Below are 16,881 nucleotides of genomic sequence, written 5' to 3' on the forward strand. Positions count from 1 at the left end.
GGGACGCCGACGCCCGCACCTCCCCGACGAGGTGCGGGCGTCGTGCTGCCCGGGGCCGGTCGGCCGGTACCGTCCCGGGCGTGGCCCGGCTGCCGACCCTGCAGCAGCTGGCCTACTTCGTGGCCGCGGTCGAGCACGGCTCGTTCGTCGCCGCGGCCGAGGCCACCCACGTCGCGCAGCCCAGCCTGTCCGAGCAGGTGCGGCGGCTCGAGCACACCCTCGGCGTCACCCTCTTCGTGCGGACCAACCGCCGCCTGCAGCTCACCGAGGCCGGCCGGGCCCTGCTGCCGGCGGCTCGGCGCACCCTGGCCGACGCGCAGGCGCTGGCCGACAGCGCGCGAGGGGTGCGCGAGCTGGCGGGCGGCACGGTCAGCTTCGGCACCTTCTCCAGCGCGCACCTGTACCTGCTGACCGCGCTGATCGGTGATTTCCGGTCCCGGTACCCGGGGGTGGTCACCCGGGTGGTCGGGCTCAACAGCTCGGAGGTCGCCGCCCAGGTCCGCCGCGGGGAGCTCGAGGCGGGGCTGGTGCAGCTGCCGATCGACGAGCGAGGCCTGGACGTCGGACCCCCGGTCCTCGTGGACTCCGTCGTCTACGTCAGCACCGACGGCGACCGGGCGCGGGCACCGGTCACGGTGCAGCAGCTGGCCGCCGCCCCGCTCATCCTGTCCGAGGCCCGGTGGGGCGCCGAGGACCCGCTGCGCCGGGTGCTCACCGAGCGGGCCGCCGCGGCAGGCCTGGTCCTGCAGCCCCAGATCGAGGTCGAGTTCCAGACCGCTGCGGTCGAGCTGGCCGCGCACGGGCTGGGCGACTCGCTGGTCAGCTACCTGGTCACCCGCTGGTCGGGCTACCCCGGCCGGCTGCACTGGGCGCCGCTGGACCCGCCGGTGGTGGAGCGCTTCGCCTTCATCACCCGGGCCGGCGGCACGCTCAGCCCGGCCACCCGGGTGTTCATGGACCTGGCGCACACCCACATCAGGGCGCTGCAGCAGGCGGCGGACGGTGGTCCTGCCAGAGGTTGAGCCTTGAGCTGGCCTCGCGAACTGGCCGTTCACAACGGGCCCGGGCCCCCCGAGACTCGCTCCAGGACCGGCCGCACGGGCCGGCGAAGGGGGGAGGACGCCGTGGCGAGCAGCACCGCACAGCGCGTCTGCGTGGTCGGCGCCGGCGCGGCCGGGCTGGAGGCGGTCCGGGTCTTCCGGGACGCCGGGCACGAAGTGGTCGCGTACGAGCGCGGCGACCGGGCCGGCGGGCACTGGCACACCGACTACGAGGCGCTGCACCTGATCACGCCGCGGGACGTCTCCTGCTTCGACGGCGTGCCGATGCCGTCGTCCTACCCGCTGTTCCCCAGCCGCGAGCAGGTGGTCGCCTACCTCGACGCGTTCGCCGCCGACCACGGCCTGCTCGAACACGTCCGCCTCGGCACCGAGGTCACCGCGGTGACCAGCCCGGACGACGGCGTCTCCGGCTGGGACGTGACCACCGACGGCGGCACCGAGCGGTTCGACGCCGTGGTCGTCGCCAACGGCCACCACTGGGACCCCAGGCTCCCGGCCGTCGCCGAGGGGTTCACCGGCCGCTCGCTGCACTCCTCGCAGTACCGGTCGGTCGCCGACGTCGAGGGCCGCCGGGTGCTCGTGGTCGGGGCCGGCAACAGCGGGTGCGACCTCGCCGTCGACGCCGCCAACGCCCGGCTGGACGTGTCGATCGCGATGCGGCACGGGCAGGTGTTCCAGCCCAAGACCTTCTTCGGCCGGGGCCGCAACCAGCTGCCGTTCCTGGCCAAGCTCCCGCCGTGGGCCGCCGAGCGGGTGCAGCGCGCCCTGGTGCGGGTCTCGGTGGGCACGCACGCCGACTACCCGGGGCTGCAGCCCCCGGTCACCCGCAACCTCAACGAGCAGCTGCCGGTCGTCAACGACCTGCTCCTCTACTGGCTGCAGCACGGCCGGATCACCGCCCGCACCGGTGTGGTCGGGGCCCACGACCGCACGGTCGACTTCGCCGACGGCACCAGTGCCGAGTTCGACACCGTGCTGTGGGCGACCGGCTTCCGGGTCAGCCTGCCGTTCCTGGCGCCGGACCAGCTGACCTGGTCCGGCGGTGCCCCGCTGCGGGTGGGCGGCATGGTCGTCCCGGTCGGCACCTCCCGGCTCTACACGGTGGGGCTGGCCAGCCCGCGCGGTGCGCAGTTCCCGGTGTTCAGCGCACAGTCCGCCCTCGCGGTCCGGCTGCTCGGGCTCGAGGGACGCACCGACCGGCCGCTGGCAGAGCTGCTGCTGGCCGCCGGGGCGCCGACCGACCAGGTCGACGTGCTCCGCCCGCTCTGGACCCAGCAGATGGCCCGGGCGACAGCGGTGCTGGACGCCGTCCGCCCGGCGAGCCCCGCCCGCACCGCGCAGGAGGTCCCCCGATGAGCGACACCGTGCTGGTCACCGGGGCCGCGAGCGGGATGGGCCGGGCGCTGGTGCAGCGGCTGGTCGGCGCCGGCTGGCGGGTGCTGGCCCTCGACCGGGCCGCCGACGCGCTGGGTGCGCTGGCCGGCGAGCTGGGCGAGCAGCTGGTGCCGGTGCCCGTCGACGTCACCGACCGGGCCGGGGTCACGGCCGCGGTCGACCGGCTCGTCGCCGGGCAGCGGCTCACCGGCGTGGTCAACTGCGCGGGCATCTACCCGCCCACCCGGCTCGACGACTTCACCGACGAGACCTACCGCGCGGTCTTCGACGTCAACGTGCTCGGCACGTTGGTGGTCACCGCCGCCGCGGTCCCGCACCTGCGTGCGGCCGGCGGCGGCGCCGTCGTCAACTTCGCCTCCGTCGACGCCTTCGCCGTCTCCCCGGGCCAGCTGCTCTACAGCGCGTCCAAGGCAGCGGTGCTGTCGCTGACCAAGTCCCTCGCCATCGAGCTGGCCCCCGACCGGGTCGTGGTGAACGCCGTCGCGCCGGGCTGGGTCGACACCCCGGGCAACGCCGCCACCGGCCGGATGGCCGAGGCCGCCGCCGGCATCCCGCTGGGCCGGGTGGCCGACCCCGACGAGGTCGCCGTCTGGGTCCAGCGGCTGCTGGAACCGGGCTACGTCACCGGCGAGACCGTGGTCATCGCCGGCGGCTCGGCGATGCGCTGACCTCCGCTCCACCCACCCCCACGAAGGAGAACAGATGCGCACCACCCACCTCCGCGCCGGTGCGCTCGCCGCCGCGACCCTGCTGGCGCTGTCCGCCTGCGGCGGCGGCTCGGACGACGGCGACCCCGGAGCAGGCAGCGCGGCCGGCTCCGACGGCGCGAAGCAGGTCAACGTCTACGGCGCCGACGGCAACATGAACAACGGTCTGGGTGAGGACTTCGCCAGCTCTCCCGGCGCGCTGGCCGGCATGCGCGGCACGGTGCTGCTCACCGACGTCGGGCAGGACTTCCGCGACCGGCTGCTGGCCCTCGACCCGTCGCTGACCAACTTCAACACCGCCGCCGAGACCTACGACGCGGTGGTCATCGCCTCGCTCGCCGCTCAGCTGGCCGGCAGCAACCAGGCCACCGTCTGGGCGCCCTACGTCAACGGGGTGACCTTCGGCGGGGAGACCTGCACCGACTTCGAGTCGTGCAACGCGATCATCCAGGCCGGCGGCAACCCCGACTACGACGGCGTCAACGGCCCGCTGGCCTTCACCGAGCCCGGTGAGCCGTCGGTGGCGAGCTTCGCCATCGAGAGCTTCACCGAGGACAACCAGATCGACCTGGACGCCCGCGAATTCGTGCAGGCCGGCGACCTGGCCGACGCCGCCACCGACGAGGGCCCGGCACCGGCCGCGCCGGGCACCACGGGGGCACCGCTGGTGATCGGCAGCCTCACCCCGCTGACCGGCAGCCTCTCCTACCAGGGACCGCAGCAGATCGCGGCTCTGGAACTCGCGGTCGGCGACGTCAACGCCGCCGGCGGGGTGCTGGGCAGCCCGGTGCAGCTGAACACCGGTGACTCCGGGGACGCCAGCACCGACACCGCGACCCAGACCGCCGACCGGCTGCTGCAGTCGGGCGCGAACGTGGTCATCGGGGCGTCGTCCTCGGGCGTGACGCTGACCGTCATCGACGCGATCACCGGTGCCGGTGTCGCGATGATCAGCCCGGCCAGCACCTCCGACCGGCTGACCGACTACCCGGACCAGGGTCTGTTCTTCCGCACCGTGCCGCCGGACACCCTGCAGGCCCGGGCGCTGGCCGACCTGATCGGCGGCGACGGCAACAACACCGTCGGGATCCTCGCGCTCAACGACCCCTACGGCACCGGGCTGGCCGACAACACCGCCGCCGACCTGGTCGCCGACGGGCTGTCCGAGGACTCGATCCGCTCGCTCGTCTACGACCCCACGGCGGCGAACTTCGACAGCGAGGTCTCGCAGATGGTCGAGTTCAACCCCGACGCCATCCTGGTCATCGGGTTCGAGGAGACCAGCCGGATCATCCAGGGCCTCAACGCGCAGGGCATCGGCCCGCAGCGCTGACCCTCCCGACCGGACGCACCCGGCCCTCCCCCCGTGGGGCCGGGTGCGTCCCTCGTTCCACGTGGAACGGGTCAGGCGAGCTCGATGGCGAAGGCGAGCAGGAAGCCGAGTGCCGTGATCAGGCCGGTCCAGGTCCGGGTGCGCTCGAAGGCCTCGGGGATCATCGTGTCGGCGATCATCGTCAGGATCGCGCCGGCCGCCACCGCGGTGATGACGGCGATGGCCTCCGGCGGCGCGCTGCCCAGGGCGACGTAGCCGACCAGCGCGGACAGGCCCGAGAGCACCGCGATGCCGCCCCAGACGCCGAAGACGTAGCCGGCGGACCGGCCGCTGCGCTTCATCCCGGCCGCGCTGGACAGTCCCTCGGGCACGTTGGAGATGAACACCGCGGCGAGCACCGGCAGGCTCACCGCCCCGCCGCCGAGCAGGCCCACCCCCAGGACGACGGACTCCGGGACGCCGTCCAGCAGCGCGCCCACCGCGATGGCCGCGCCGCTGCCCTGCTGCTCGCCCTCCGAGGGCTGCTGGTCCCCCGAGCGCTTGCGGTGCCGGGCCCCGCGCCGGGCCAGCAGTGCGTTCGCGCCGAGGTAGGCGACCGCGCCGCCGAGGAAGCCCAGCGCCGTGGGCACCAGGCCGCCGGTCTCCGCGGCCTCGGCCATCAGGTCGAAGGCCACCGCGGAGATGAGGACCCCGGACCCGAACGCCATGACCGAGGCGACGACCACCTGCGGCACGCGCAGGAACCAGGCGACCAGCGCACCCAGCACCAGCGCGCCGCCGCCCAGCAGCCCCCACAACCCGGCTTCCAGCCACGTCGGCACCGCACCCACCCCGCTCGTCGTCGCACGACGCCGGGGTCTGGACGCCGGGCCGCTCCTGCCCCGCCGGGCCGCGGCTCAACCGGTGGGCGGGGTCAGAGCAGGCCGAGCCGCTTGGTGAGTGCGGCGACCCGGTTGCGCGGCCCGACGATGCTCACCGCGCGGCAGGCCAGGTCCTCCCCCGCGGTGCCGGCCAGCTCGGCGAGGTACTCGTCGTAGACCCGGTGCGTCTGCGCCGCCCGGGGCATGTCCACGACCAGGACGCCGGGCGACCCCACCGCCTTGGCCCGGACGGCGGCCAGCTCGTGCGCCGGGGCGGTCAGCACGCTGCACCCCGCCCACGGCAGGCCCGGGTGGTGGGCGCCGTCGGCGTCCGGACCGCCGTGGGCCAGCAGGTGGTCGACGGCCGCGCCGGTGGCCGCCGCGGTGCACGCGACGGCGTTGACCATCTCCCCGGCCGGCACGCCGGCGTCCACGACCACCACCCACTTCAGCCGGGCGTTGCGGGTGGGCTCGGCCGTCACGACCTCGTCGGCGGTGAAGGCGGGTGCGTCGTGCGTCGTCATGCCCCGACGCTAAGCACATCGACGGCCGCGACGGCGCTGTGCCGAACTTCGTTCGGCAACGTGCGCGACGATGGGCGGGTGGACGAACTCGATGCGGCGATCCTGCGGTCCCTCCAGTCCGATGCGCGGCGCAGCAACCGCGACGTCGCGGCCGACGTGGGTGTCGCGCCGTCGACGGCGCTGGAGCGCACCCGCGCCCTGCGCGACCGGGGTGTCATCCGCGGCGCGACCCTGGACGTCGACCTGGCCGCGATCGGCCGGCCGGTGCAGGCCCTCATCGCGATCCGGGTGCGTCCGCCGTCCCGCCGGGCCATCGAGGCCTTCCGCGACTGGGTGCAGGGCCTCCCCGAGACGATCGGCCTGTTCGTCACCACCGGCACCGAGGACTTCCTGGTGCACGTGGCGGTCGCGGACAACGAGGCGCTCTACGCCTTCGTCATCGACCGGCTCACCCAGCGGCCCGAGGTCGCCGACGTGCGGACCAGCGTGGTCTACGAGCACCTGCGCCGCCCGCCCCGGATCGAGGCGGGCGGCCGCTAGGTCAGCCGCCGAAGGCCTGGTCGAAGAGGGCGCGCAGCTCGGGTGAGTCCGGGCCGCTGCCGCTGCAGGAACCGATCGTGCCGTCGTCGGCGGTCAGCAGGTAGACCTGCCCCGGCTCGAAGGTGAGGGCGGCGCCGTCCACCACGCTGCCGTCGCCCTGGGTGACCTCCACGGTGTCCCCGACCTCGCCGGTGAACCGCTGCGTCGTCTCCAGCACCACGGTGTCGCCCGAGACCGCGGTGACCCGCCCGGCGAAGGCGACGTCGCTGCCGGCCAGCAGCTCCGGGGTCAGTGCGGCGCAGCTGGCGGAGACGTCGGGCGGGGCGAGGGCGAGCGTCGTCGTCCCGCCGTCCCGGCCGGTCAGGGCCAGTGCTCCCCCGCCGACCACGACGACGGCGGCGGCGGCCGCCGCGGCGAGCAGCAGGGTGCGGGGACGGCGGGTCGTGGGTGCCTCGGTGCCGGTCACGGTGTCCTCCAGGAGCTGGTCGAGCCGCTCGGGGGCGAGCGGGGGCAGGTCGGGGAGGGGGTCGGCGGCCCGCAGCCGGGCGTGCAGCTCGTCGTCGGTCATGCCTGCTCCTTCCCTCGTGCCGTCCTGTCCGGCTCGGGCCCCTCCCTTTCCAGCGCGTCCCGCAGCCGCCCGCGGGCCCGGTGCAGCCGGATGGCCACCGCGTTGGTGGTGGTGCCCAGCAGCTGGGCCAGCTGGTCGTGGGTGAGCCCGTCCCAGGCGGACAGCCGCAGCAGCTCGGCGTCGGCGTCCTTCAGCGTCGCCAGCGCGGCGCGGACGCGGGCGGCGTCGTCCAGCGCGCCGGCGACGTCCTCGGTGGGGTCGGGTTCGGGGAGGGCCGGGCCGATCCGGGCGGCGAGCCGGTGCTGGCGCCGCCGGCTGCGCTCGGCGTTGGCCAGGCACAGCCGGGCCACCCCGATCGCCCACGGCAACGGGTCGGCGGGGACGTCGGCGGCGCGCCGCCACAGCACCAGCAGCACCTCGCCGAGCGCGTCGTCGGCGGTCGCGGCATCGGTGCGGCGCCGCAGGTAGCGGCGCACCGGCTCCACGACGGCCCGCGCCACCGACTCGAACTCCTCCACGCCCCCCTCTGTCCGGGACACGGGCCGCTCTTTCAGTCGGGCTGGCGCAGCAGGTAGCGGCCGAAGTGCGGCACGGTGAAGGCGATCTGCCCGCGCTCGGCGCTGTAGACCAGGCCCTTCTTGATCAGCGAGTCCCGCGCCGGGGACAGCGAGGCGGGCTTGCGGCCCAGCGAGACCGCGACGTCGCTGGTGCTCACCGCGGCGCCGGCCGGCCCGCCCAGGTCGGCCATGGCGTGCATGTACTCCCGCTCGGCCGGGGTGGCCCGGTCGTAGCGGGAGCCGAAGAAGCCCACCGCGAGCTCGGCCTCCGCGGCCGGGGCGGCCACCGCGACGTCGTCCGCGGTGATCGGGGTGGTGGCCGCGAGGTCCCAGGTGACCTTGCCGTAGGCCTGCACGAAGTAGGGGTAGCCGTCGGCGGCGGCGTACAGGGCGTCGAGCGCCTCGGGGGTGTACTCGACGTCCTCCCGCTCGGCCGGGCCGACCAGCGCGCGATCGGCCGCGGCCCGGTCCAGCCGGTCGATCCGCAGGTAGCGGAACAGCCGCTCGGAGTAGGACTTCGACGCCGACAGGACGGCAGGCAGGTGCGGCAGCCCGGCGCCCACCACGATCAGCGGCGCGCCCTGCTGGGACAGCTCGTGGCAGGCCGCGCAGATGGCGCTGACGTCGTCGGGCTGCACGTCCTGCATCTCGTCGATGAACAGCGCGATGCCCTTGCCGGTGTCCGCGGCGACGCCGGCGGCGTCGGAGAGCAGCTCGACCAGGTCGATCTCCATGTCGCCGGTGTCGGCCCGGCCGGTGGCGGCGGGGGCGTCGATGCCGGGCTGCCAGCGGTCGCGGATCTTGGCGTCCGCGGGCTGGAACTGCGCGAACGCCTTGACCACCCCGAGGACGTCGGCCACCGCCTCGGCGTTGCCGTGCCGCGGACCGAGCTCCCGCAGCGCCATGTGCAGCGCGCTGGCCACCGGCCGGCGCAGGGACTGGTCGGGCCGGGCCTCGATCTTCCCGGTGCCCCACCCGCGGGCGATGGCCGCCGAGCGCAGGTGGTTGAGCAGCACCGTCTTGCCGACCCCGCGCAGCCCGGTGAGCACCAGCGACCGCTCCGGCCGGCCGTGCGCGATCCGCTCCAGGACGACGTCGAAGGCGCCCAGCTCGGCGTCCCGGCCGGCGAGCTCCGGCGGGCGCTGGCCGGCGCCGGGGGCGTAGGGGTTCCGCACGGGATCCATGTCGGCACCGTATTCCGCTCTCTAGCCCGGGACGTAGACCTGCGTAGAACGGGGTAGCGCGTGTCGCATGCGCGTGCGGTACGACGGCTGGATCCTCGGCACCGGGACGACGTCCGGCACCCGGCTGGTGGTCGGGCACTGGCCCCGCTCCCCGCTCGGCCCGGTCTCCGACGTGATGGTCGAGCGGCCCGACGGCCACCGCGTGCTGCTGGCCCAGACCGCCGAGCTGGCCGAGTTCGTCGCGGGCACCTACACCTTCGACGAGGTCCAGGTCGTGCCGGTGACCGTGGGCCGCGCCGGCGACCAGTGGGTGGTGCACGCCGGCCCGCTCGCGCTGCGGGTGACCGTGGGCCGCCGTCCGGCCCTCGGCTGGCTGCTCCGGACCGTTCCGTCACCACTGGCTCGCACCCCGGCGTGGGTCGGGCTGCTCGACCCGGTCGCCCGGCTCGCCGGGGTGCGCACCCGCGGGACGGCGGGCAACGGGCGCACCGAGTGGTACGGCGTCCAGGACCTCCACCTGCTGCGCGCGGTGTCGGCGACGTGGGACGGCGCCGACCTCGGCGGCCTGGCGCGGGTGGACCCGCCGGTGCGGTTCGGGTTCGGCTCGGTGCCGCCGACGCCGTCCGTCGTCCGGGTGACGACGACGATCGGGTCGTCTACGGCTCTCTAGCTCGTGGCCGAGACCGGGGTAGAGCGACCTCGACGGCGCCACCACCGCACCCCGAGCACGGCCAGCACCACCGCCGCCGGCCCGACGGTGATCGCCAGGCCCCACTCCCCCAGTCCGCCGGCCACCGACCCGACCGCGACGTTGAACACCGCGCCGGGCAGCAGGCCGACGAAGGTGGCGGCGAGGTAGACGGGCAGCCGGACGCCGGAGAGCCCGCCGGCGTAGTTGACCAGGAAGAACGGCAGCACCGGGGTCAGCCGGGCCAGCAGGACGGCGGTGAACCCGCGGTCCATGGCCAGCTGGTCGGCCTTGCGCAGCCGGGGCCCGGCCAGCCGCAGCACCGTGTCCCGGCCCAGCGCGCGGCCGAGGCCGAACCCCAGCAGCGCCCCGACCAGCGCTCCGACGACGGTGACCAGCAGGCCGGGCCAGAAGCCGAGCAGGATCCCGGTCAGCAGCGCCAGCGCGGTGCGCGGGATCGGCGCGAGGACGGCGACGGCGGTGCCCCCGGCGATCGCGGCCCACCCCAGCAGCCCGGCGTCGGCGACCCGGTCGCGCAGCTGGTCGACCGTCGGCAGGTCGGTGGTCAGCGCGACGACGGCGCCGGCCAGCAGGATCGCGAGCAGCAGCACCGCGCGCACCGCCTCGCCCCTGCTCACCCGCGCCACGCAGCCCAGTGTCCCGAACGGTCGTGGCGGCACCATCCATCGACGGTGATCGATCACTCCGGGCGCGGAATGGTCGACGAGCGTCGATCGACGGCGGGCCGGAGGTGCCGTGACGGGATCGTGACCTCGGTGGTGTCGGGTGTCCGGACCGGTCGCGGCGTCTACCGGGTGTGACGACCACGGCGGGGAGCGGCGGGTGAGCGACGACGGGTTCACCGACTTCGTCGTCGAGGTGGAGGCACCGCTGCTCCGGACGGCGTACCTGCTCACCGGCGACCACGGCCACGCCGAGGACCTGGTGCAGACCGCGCTGGTCAAGGCGCACCGGCACTGGGCGAAGGTGCAGCGCGCGGACTCCCCGCTGGCCTACGTCAGGCGCATCCTCGTCACCTCCCACGTCAGCTGGCGGCGCCGGATGTCGACGTCGGAGCAGGTCATCGAGACCGTCCCCGACCGGCCCGGCGACGACCTGCAGGACCGGCTGGCCACCACCGACCTGGTCCGCGCCGCGCTGCGCGAGCTGTCGCCCAAGGCGCGGGCGGTCGTCGTCCTGCGGTGGTTCGAGGACCTGACCGAGGCCGAGACCGCGCGGGTGCTCGGCTGCTCGACCAGCACGGTCAGCACCCACGCCGCCCGTGGGCTGGCCACCCTCCGGCGGCACCTGGACGCCACCGCCGCAGACACCGACACCTCGATCTACGCCCGGAGGACCTCGTGAGCACCGACGTCCGCACCCTGCTGCACGACCTGGCCGCCGATGCCCCCCGCGGCCGCGGCGAGGAGACCGCCGACCTGGTCGTCGACCTGCACCGCGCGCAGGACCGACGCCGGCTGCGCCGGGCCGGGGTGGCCGCCGCGATCGCGGTGGTCGTGGCGGTCGTGCCCGCTCTCGTCGACCGCTCCGGGTCCGGCAACACCTCGGCCGCCACCTCCGGCGGGACCGCCGAGGTGGCCAGCCTCTTCGACGCCCCCACCCGCGGCTCCCTGGCCGACGACGGGCGGGCGGTCGCCGCCGCGCTGGCGGCGAGCTGGGACGTCGGCTACCCGACGAACTCGGGCGACATCCTGGACCCGGCGCCGGCGGACCGGCACGTGGCATTCGTCGGTGACGTCCCCGGTGGAACGGTGTGGGCGCTGGTGATGGGTCGCACCGGCGGCCAGCTCGCCTACGCCTGGTTCCAGCTGGTTGACCCGGCTGATCCCCGGACCTTCCGCCTGTCGGTCCCCCCTGCGCGCACGATGCCCGGGGTTCCGGTCGCGCTGCTGGACGGCGCGGGCGACCACGGGCCGATGGTCGTCGTCGGCGAGCCCGGGGACGACGTCACCCTCGAACCGTTCGCCGCGGCGTCGGAACTGCCGGAGATCCGCTCGTTCCGGGTGGAGGACGGCATCGGTCTCGCGGACGTCGTCACGCTCGACGGTGTGGAGCCACCCGCCTACCGCGTCAGCAGTGCGGCCGGTGTTCGTCGGCCTGTCCAGTTCGACTCCTCGGACCTGTCCACCCGCCCCGACGTCATCAACCTGTTGCTGGACGTGGTCTCCGACCCGGAGATCGGGGACGACGCATCCGAGTGCCTCGTGCTCGGTGGCTGGTTGCAGCGCGATGCAGACGGCGGCCTCCAGGTCCCCAACCCGTCCTCCCAGGTCCAGGCGGAGGCGCTGCTGACGGCCATCGATGCCTGCGCCGTCCAGGCCTTGGCCGCGGCAGCGGCGTCGGGGCAACCCGATGACTGAGCCGGCCTCGGTCGTCGTCGCTCGCCAGCTCGCCGTCGAAGCGCTGTACCGGCTCGTGCCCCCGGGTCGGCGGACCCGTGCCCGCCAGGTCCGCGCCGTGCTGCTGGCCGCCGGTGTCCTCGGCACGGCGGGATGCGGCGCCGGGGACACCGTCTGCCCGGCCATCGGCTACGGCAGCGTGCTGGTCGTCGAGCTGTCCCGCGACTGGCCGGCGGGCTCCGGTCGCTCGGTGGAGCTGGACTGCGACCCGGCCTGTCCCCTGCCGGTCGTGCTGCTCGACCAGCCCACCCCGATCCCCGTACCGGGGATGCCCGGCACCCCGGCCGCCCCGACGTCGTCGACCCCGGCCCCTGCACCGGACGACCCGGTGCTGGAGCTGGACGACGACGGGACCGCCCGGCTCGCGCTGTACGTGGAGCGGCCCGGTGAGGTGACGGCGCGGGTGCGGCAGAACGGGGCCGTGGTCGCCGAGGTGACCGTGCGCCCGGAGTTCGTGCGGGTCGACGGCACCGCGGAGTGCGGCGGCAACGCCGAGGCGCGGATCGTGGTCCCCGCGCCCTGAGTGTGCAGCTGTGGCCCCGCGGCGAGGTCCTGGAGGGCGCTGGCTGCACAGTCGGTGGGGCGGAGGCGTTTCCGCGGAAACGCGACGGCGGTGGCGCGGGGCCGGGTGGCGGCACGCAGACTGCAGCGGTGGCGGGGGTGCTGACCGGGTTCGTGGTCATCGGCGTGGTGATCGCCGTCGGCTACCTCGCCGCCCGCCGCGGCATCCTGCCCGAGGGCGCCCAGCTGGTGCTGGCGCAGACCTCGTTCCGGGTCGCCACCCCGGCGCTGCTGTTCGTGACCCTCGCCGCCGCCGACCTGGGCCAGGTCTTCTCCGGCACGCTCTGGGTCACCTCGGCCGCCGCGCTCGCCGTCGCCGCGGTGGTCGTGGTGACCGGGGTGGTGCGTCGCTGGGGCACCGGCCGGACCACGATCGCCGCGATCAGCGCCGGCATGGTCAACTCGGCCAACCTGGGCATCCCGATCGCCGTCCACGTGCTCGGCGACGCCACCCTGGTCGCCCCGCTCCTGCTCTTCCAGCTGGTCGTGCTGGTGCCGGCCGCCGTGGTCGCGCTGGACCTCTCCGCCCCCGACGACGGCACCCCGCGCTGGCTGCGGCTCACCGCGCCGTTCCGCAACCCGGTGCTCCTCGCGTCGGTGGCCGGGCTGGTGGTCAGCGCCGCGGGCTGGCGGGTGCCCGACCTGGTGCTCGACCCGCTGCAGTTGCTGGCCTCCCTCGCCGTCCCGGCCGTGCTGCTGGCCTACGGCATCTCGCTGCGCGGCGCCCCCGTCCCCGGCCGCGGCCCGGAGCGCCGGGCGGTGCTGGCGATCAGCGCGCTGAAGCTGCTGGTCATGCCGGGCCTGGCCTGGGCGCTCGCCGCGGCGGTGGGCCTGGGCGGCGCCGAGCTGTTCGTCGTCGTCGTCCTCTCGGCGCTGCCGACGGCGCAGAACGTCTACACCTACGCGGTCGCCTACGGCACCGGCGAGCGGCTGGCCCAGCAGACGGTCACCGTGACCACCGCCGGGTCGATCCCGGTGCTGCTGGTGGTCGCGGCGCTGCTCGGGCCCTAGACCGGCGGGGCCGCGCCCACCTGGTCGGCGCGCTCGGCCCACCAGGCCAGCGTGGTCGGCAGGTCCACCACGCCGGCGTCGGAGCCCAGCCCGGTGGCGACCAGCCCGGCCGCCGCGGTGGCCAGCAGGGCGGCGACCGGCAGGTCCCAGCCGCGCTGCAGCCCGGTGACCAGGCCGGCGGTGAAGGCGTCGCCGCAGCCCGTGGTGTCCACGACGTCGACGGTGAAGGCCGGCACGGCGTGCACGCCGTCCGGGCCGACGACCAGGGACCCCTCGGCCCCCCGGGTGACGACGACGGTGCCCACGCCCCGGTCCAGCAGCACCCGGGCGGCCGCCTCGAGGTCGTCCTGGCCGGTCATCGAGCGCAGCTGGTCGTCGTTCGGCACGAAGAGGTCGACCCAGGGCCACACCGGGTCGAGCTGCTCGAGGACGTCGGGCCCGGCGCCGGAGCGCAGCAGGTCCACGGTCGTCGTCGTGCCCGACTCCCGCGCGTGCCGCAGCAGCGTCGGGGCGACCTCGGTGGCGAAGGGGCCCAGCACGTCGGGGCCGCCCAGGTGCAGGACGTCGGCGTCGGCGACCAGCTGCGGGTCCACGTCGGCGGCGGTCAGGGTGGCGGTGACGCCGGGCAGGTGCAGCGTCGGGCGCTCGCCGTTGGCCCGGATCGGCAGGATCGTGGTCGACGTCCGGCCGCCCTCCCGGACGACCAGGCGGTCGGTCTCCACGCCGTGGTCGGCCAGCAGCATCCGCAGCAGCCGGCCCAGGGCGTCGTCCCCGATCGCGCCGACCGAGGTGACCCGGGCGCCGAGCTTGGCCAGGTCGACGGCGGTGCCGGCGGCCGTGCCGGCCGCGGTGACCCGGGCGTCCTCGACCAGCGCGCCGCCCTGCCCCGGCGGGATGTCGGCCACCGGCCGGACGTGGACGTCGACGATGTGCGGGCCGATGCAGACGACGTACGGGTTCACGTGGCGGGACCTCCGTAGCGGGACGCGACGACCTCGGCGAGCTCGTCGTCGGTGAGCACCCGGGGCCGGCCCAGGGCGGTGGCGGTGACGAACAGCTCGCACAGCCACTCGAGCAGGTGCGCCCGCTCGAAGGCGTCGTCGAGGGATGCGCCGTGGGTGACGGCGCCGTGGTTCTGCAGGAGCGCTGCGGTGCGGTCGGCGAGCGCCTCGGTGACGGCGCGGGCCAGCTCGGGGGTGCCGTAGCGGTGGTAGGGCGCCACCCGGGGGGCGCCCCCGAGCCGGACGGCGTAGTAGTGCAGCGGCGGGAGGACGTCGACGACGGTGGAGACCGCCACGCTGCGCAGGCCGTGGTGGTGCACGACCGCCCCGGCGCCGGTCGCGGCGTACACCGACAGGTGCAGCCCGGTCTCGGTCGAGGGCCGCAGGCTGCTCGACCCCTCGGCCGGGCTGCCGTCGGGGTGCACGAGGCACACGTCCTCGGGTCCCACCTGGTCGTAGGGCACCGACGACGGCGAGATGGCGACCAGGTCGCCGACCCGCACGCTCACGTTGCCCGCCGTCCCGGTGACCAGGCCCTCGTCGATCAGCCGTCGACCGCCCGCGGCGACCGCCTCCCGGGCCGCCTGCACGGCAGACAGGTCGGTCATCGTGCAGGACCTGGTGGGACGAGCTCCATCGGCCTAACGTATCTCGAACGCTTGATATGCAAAAGATCCCGGAGGCGCCCGATGACCGTCGACCCGCAGGCCTGGCTCGAGCGGTTCCAGGCCGCGTTGACCGCGCGGGACGTCGACGCGGCGGTGGCGCTGTTCGGGCCGGAGTGCTTCTGGCGGGACCTGGTCGCCTTCACCTGGAACATCGCCACCGCCGAGGGGCCGGAGGCGGTCCGGGCGCGGCTGGTCGAGGTGCTGGACCGGGTCGACCCCACCGGCTTCCGCGTCGAGGAGGGCACCGTGCCGACCCGCCGCGGCGGCGTCGACGAGGCGTGGGTCGAGTTCGAGACCTCGGTCGGGCGCGGCCGGGGCCACCTGCGGCTGCAGGACGGCAAGGCCTGGACGTTGCTCACCACGCTGTACGAGCTGACCGGCCACGAGGAGCCGTCCGGGACGCGGCGGCCGGTGGGGGCCGAGCACGGGGCCAACAAGGACCGGCAGACCTGGCTGGAGCGCCGCGACGCCGAGGCCGGCGAGCTCGGGTACACCCGCCAGCCCTACGTGCTGGTCATCGGCGGTGGGCAGGGCGGGATCGCGCTGGGTGCCCGGCTGCGCCAGCTCGACGTCCCCACGATCGTGGTGGACCGGCACGCCCGCCCCGGGGACCAGTGGCGCAGCCGCTACAAGTCGCTGTGCCTGCACGACCCGGTCTGGTACGACCACCTGCCCTACCTGCCGTTCCCGGAGAACTGGCCGGTGTTCGCGCCGAAGGACAAGATCGGCGACTGGCTGGAGATGTACGTCAAGGTCATGGAGCTGAACTACTGGAGCTCCACGACGGTCGAGTCCGCCTCGTTCGACGAGGCGGCCGGGCGGTGGGACGTCGAGGTCACCCGTGACGGCGAGCGGCTCACCCTGCACCCCACCGAGCTGGTGTTCGCCACCGGCATGAGCGGCAAGGCCCGGATGCCGGAGTTCCCCGGCATGGACCGCTTCCGCGGGGAGCAGCAGCACTCCTCCCAGCACCCCGGACCGGAGCAGTACCGGGACAAGAAGGTCGTCGTCGTGGGGTCCAACAACTCCGCGCACGACATCTGCGCCGCGCTGTGGGAGCACGGCGCCGACGTCACGATGGTGCAGCGCAGCTCCACCCTGGTGGTGCGCTCCGAGGCCGTGCTGCAGTCGATGGCCGGCACCTACTCCGAGGCCGCGGTCGCCGCCGGGATGACCACCGCCCGGGCCGACCTGGTCGGGGCGTCGGTGCCGATGGCGCTGCTCGGTCGCTTCCAGAAGCCGGTGTACGACCGCATCCGCGAGCGGGACGCCGCGTTCTACGCCCGCCTGGAGGCCGCCGGGTTCGAGCTCGACTTCGGCGAGGACGACACCGGCATGTCGCTGAAGTACCTGCGCCGGGGCTCGGGCTACTACATCGACGTGGGCGCCTCCGAGCTGGTCGCCGACGGCTCGGTCGCGCTGGCGCGCGGCCAGGTGCGCGAGCTGACCGAGGACGCCGTCGTCCTCGCGGACGGGACGGCGCTGCCGGCCGACCTGGTGGTCTACGCGACCGGCTACGAACCGGCCAACGGCTGGGTGGCCGACCTGGTCGACCAGGGCACCGCTGACCGGCTCGGCCGGGTCTGGGGCCTGGGCTCGGGCACCACCGGCGACCCCGGGCCTTGGGAGGGCGAGCTGCGCAACGTCTGGAAGCCCACCGCGGTGCCGCAGCTGTGGTTCCACGGCGGCAACCTGGCGATGTCGCGGCACTTCTCGCTGTACCTGGCGCTGCAGCTCAAGGCCCGGTACGAGGGCATCCCCACCCCGGTCGCCGAGCGGGCGCCGGTGCACCACCCGCGCTGA

General features: G+C 75.1%; 19 protein-coding genes. 11 read left to right on the plus strand and 8 right to left on the minus strand.

The features are described 5' to 3' along the window. Positions 1-80: 80 nt before the first annotated feature. The 4 genes from BM158_RS01510 (at position 81) to BM158_RS01525 (ending at position 4,496) form a co-directional block, all read left to right on the plus strand. Positions 81-1,022 (plus strand): LysR family transcriptional regulator, encoded by a 942-nt coding sequence (locus tag BM158_RS01510; protein ID WP_207506073.1) that lies wholly within the window; start codon positions 81-83, stop codon positions 1,020-1,022. 102 nt (positions 1,023-1,124) lie between these two features. Further along, the gene (locus BM158_RS01515; RefSeq protein ID WP_091553875.1) at positions 1,125-2,417 is read left to right on the plus strand and encodes a flavin-containing monooxygenase; all 1,293 of its coding nucleotides are present in this window, start codon (positions 1,125-1,127) and stop codon (positions 2,415-2,417) included. After that, a complete protein-coding gene (locus tag BM158_RS01520; RefSeq protein ID WP_091553877.1) occupies positions 2,414-3,124 on the plus strand; it encodes an SDR family NAD(P)-dependent oxidoreductase in 711 nt (236 codons plus the stop codon). The genes BM158_RS01515 and BM158_RS01520 overlap by 4 nt, the downstream gene beginning before the upstream one ends. Before the next feature lie 34 nt (positions 3,125-3,158). After that, positions 3,159-4,496, plus strand: coding sequence for an ABC transporter substrate-binding protein (locus BM158_RS01525; RefSeq protein ID WP_091553880.1), 1,338 nt, complete (start codon positions 3,159-3,161; stop codon positions 4,494-4,496). A gap of 71 nt (positions 4,497-4,567) precedes the next feature. Here BM158_RS01525 and BM158_RS01530 read toward each other — a convergent pair whose 3' ends face one another. Further along, on the minus strand, positions 4,568-5,317 hold the full coding sequence (locus BM158_RS01530) for a ZIP family metal transporter (protein WP_091556133.1): 750 nt from the start codon (positions 5,315-5,317) through the stop codon (positions 4,568-4,570). 92 nt (positions 5,318-5,409) lie between these two features. Then, on the minus strand, positions 5,410-5,880 hold the full coding sequence (locus BM158_RS01535) for a DUF2000 domain-containing protein (protein WP_091553882.1): 471 nt from the start codon (positions 5,878-5,880) through the stop codon (positions 5,410-5,412). 78 nt (positions 5,881-5,958) lie between these two features. Between BM158_RS01535 and BM158_RS01540 the strand changes: the two genes are divergently transcribed. Further along, on the plus strand, positions 5,959-6,420 hold the full coding sequence (locus BM158_RS01540; protein ID WP_091066490.1) for an Lrp/AsnC family transcriptional regulator: 462 nt from the start codon (positions 5,959-5,961) through the stop codon (positions 6,418-6,420). Position 6,421: 1 nt separating this feature from the next. Here the strand turns inward: BM158_RS01540 and BM158_RS01545 are convergent, their stop codons facing one another. Genes BM158_RS01545 through BM158_RS01555 form a run of 3 tightly spaced genes read right to left on the minus strand, consistent with a single transcriptional unit; the run spans position 6,422 to position 8,729 of the window. Continuing rightward, positions 6,422-6,988, minus strand: coding sequence for a hypothetical protein (locus BM158_RS01545; protein WP_091553885.1), 567 nt, complete (start codon positions 6,986-6,988; stop codon positions 6,422-6,424). Further along, complete coding sequence (locus BM158_RS01550) at positions 6,985-7,506, minus strand: RNA polymerase sigma factor (RefSeq protein ID WP_091553886.1); 522 nt, start codon at positions 7,504-7,506, stop codon at positions 6,985-6,987. Before BM158_RS01550 ends, BM158_RS01545 begins: the two co-directional genes overlap by 4 nt. Positions 7,507-7,538: 32 nt before the next feature. Continuing rightward, the gene (locus BM158_RS01555; protein WP_091553890.1) at positions 7,539-8,729 is read right to left on the minus strand and encodes an ATP-binding protein; all 1,191 of its coding nucleotides are present in this window, start codon (positions 8,727-8,729) and stop codon (positions 7,539-7,541) included. A 67-nt stretch (positions 8,730-8,796) separates the two neighbouring features. Here BM158_RS01555 and BM158_RS01560 point away from each other — a divergent pair, with 67 nt between their 5' ends. Beyond that, entirely contained in the window at positions 8,797-9,399 is a 603-nt protein-coding gene (locus BM158_RS01560) for a hypothetical protein (protein WP_091553893.1), read from the plus strand. On the opposite strand, the gene BM158_RS01565 is transcribed toward BM158_RS01560, so the two are convergent. Beyond that, complete coding sequence (locus BM158_RS01565; protein WP_165628805.1) at positions 9,396-10,055, minus strand: TVP38/TMEM64 family protein; 660 nt, start codon at positions 10,053-10,055, stop codon at positions 9,396-9,398. The two genes, BM158_RS01560 and BM158_RS01565, sit on opposite strands and share 4 nt — an antisense overlap. A 205-nt stretch (positions 10,056-10,260) precedes the next feature. Here BM158_RS01565 and BM158_RS01570 point away from each other — a divergent pair, with 205 nt between their 5' ends. The 4 genes from BM158_RS01570 to BM158_RS01585 all read left to right on the plus strand — a co-directional run bounded on the left by BM158_RS01570 (position 10,261) and on the right by BM158_RS01585 (position 13,409). Then, entirely contained in the window at positions 10,261-10,782 is a 522-nt protein-coding gene (locus BM158_RS01570; protein WP_091553900.1) for a SigE family RNA polymerase sigma factor, read from the plus strand. Further along, positions 10,779-11,798, plus strand: coding sequence for a hypothetical protein (locus BM158_RS01575; RefSeq protein WP_091553903.1), 1,020 nt, complete (start codon positions 10,779-10,781; stop codon positions 11,796-11,798). Before BM158_RS01570 ends, BM158_RS01575 begins: the two co-directional genes overlap by 4 nt. Further along, on the plus strand, positions 11,791-12,360 hold the full coding sequence (locus BM158_RS01580; protein ID WP_091553906.1) for a hypothetical protein: 570 nt from the start codon (positions 11,791-11,793) through the stop codon (positions 12,358-12,360). The genes BM158_RS01575 and BM158_RS01580 overlap by 8 nt, the downstream gene beginning before the upstream one ends. Positions 12,361-12,488: 128 nt before the next feature. Beyond that, complete coding sequence (locus BM158_RS01585) at positions 12,489-13,409, plus strand: AEC family transporter (protein WP_091553909.1); 921 nt, start codon at positions 12,489-12,491, stop codon at positions 13,407-13,409. Here the strand turns inward: BM158_RS01585 and BM158_RS01590 are convergent. Beyond that, positions 13,406-14,371 carry a carbohydrate kinase family protein gene (locus BM158_RS01590; RefSeq protein WP_091553913.1) on the minus strand — a complete coding sequence of 322 codons (966 nt, stop codon included), beginning with the start codon at positions 14,369-14,371 and terminating at the stop codon, positions 13,406-13,408. The genes BM158_RS01585 and BM158_RS01590 overlap by 4 nt on opposite strands. Next, positions 14,368-15,018, minus strand: coding sequence for a class II aldolase/adducin family protein (locus BM158_RS01595; protein WP_091553917.1), 651 nt, complete (start codon positions 15,016-15,018; stop codon positions 14,368-14,370). Before BM158_RS01595 ends, BM158_RS01590 begins: the two co-directional genes overlap by 4 nt. An 81-nt stretch (positions 15,019-15,099) precedes the next feature. Between BM158_RS01595 and BM158_RS01600 the strand changes: the two genes are divergently transcribed. Further along, a complete protein-coding gene (locus BM158_RS01600) occupies positions 15,100-16,881 on the plus strand; it encodes an NAD(P)/FAD-dependent oxidoreductase (RefSeq protein WP_091553920.1) in 1,782 nt (593 codons plus the stop codon).

It is taken from the genome of Klenkia taihuensis (genome assembly GCF_900112525.1).
Lineage (GTDB): Bacteria > Actinomycetota > Actinomycetes > Mycobacteriales > Geodermatophilaceae > Klenkia > Klenkia taihuensis.

Coding starts and splice junctions, on each gene's coding strand:
- BM158_RS01580 (WP_091553906.1), top strand. CDS start 11,791: ATGACTGAGCCGGCCTCGGTCGTCGTCGCTCGCCAGCTCGCCGTCGAA.
- BM158_RS01555 (WP_091553890.1), bottom strand. CDS start 8,729: ATGGATCCCGTGCGGAACCCCTACGCCCCCGGCGCCGGCCAGCGCCCG.
- BM158_RS01600 (WP_091553920.1), top strand. CDS start 15,100: ATGACCGTCGACCCGCAGGCCTGGCTCGAGCGGTTCCAGGCCGCGTTG.
- BM158_RS01595 (WP_091553917.1), bottom strand. CDS start 15,018: ATGACCGACCTGTCTGCCGTGCAGGCGGCCCGGGAGGCGGTCGCCGCG.
- BM158_RS01520 (WP_091553877.1), top strand. CDS start 2,414: ATGAGCGACACCGTGCTGGTCACCGGGGCCGCGAGCGGGATGGGCCGG.
- BM158_RS01525 (WP_091553880.1), top strand. CDS start 3,159: ATGCGCACCACCCACCTCCGCGCCGGTGCGCTCGCCGCCGCGACCCTG.
- BM158_RS01535 (WP_091553882.1), bottom strand. CDS start 5,880: ATGACGACGCACGACGCACCCGCCTTCACCGCCGACGAGGTCGTGACG.
- BM158_RS01545 (WP_091553885.1), bottom strand. CDS start 6,988: ATGACCGACGACGAGCTGCACGCCCGGCTGCGGGCCGCCGACCCCCTC.
- BM158_RS01560 (WP_091553893.1), top strand. CDS start 8,797: ATGCGCGTGCGGTACGACGGCTGGATCCTCGGCACCGGGACGACGTCC.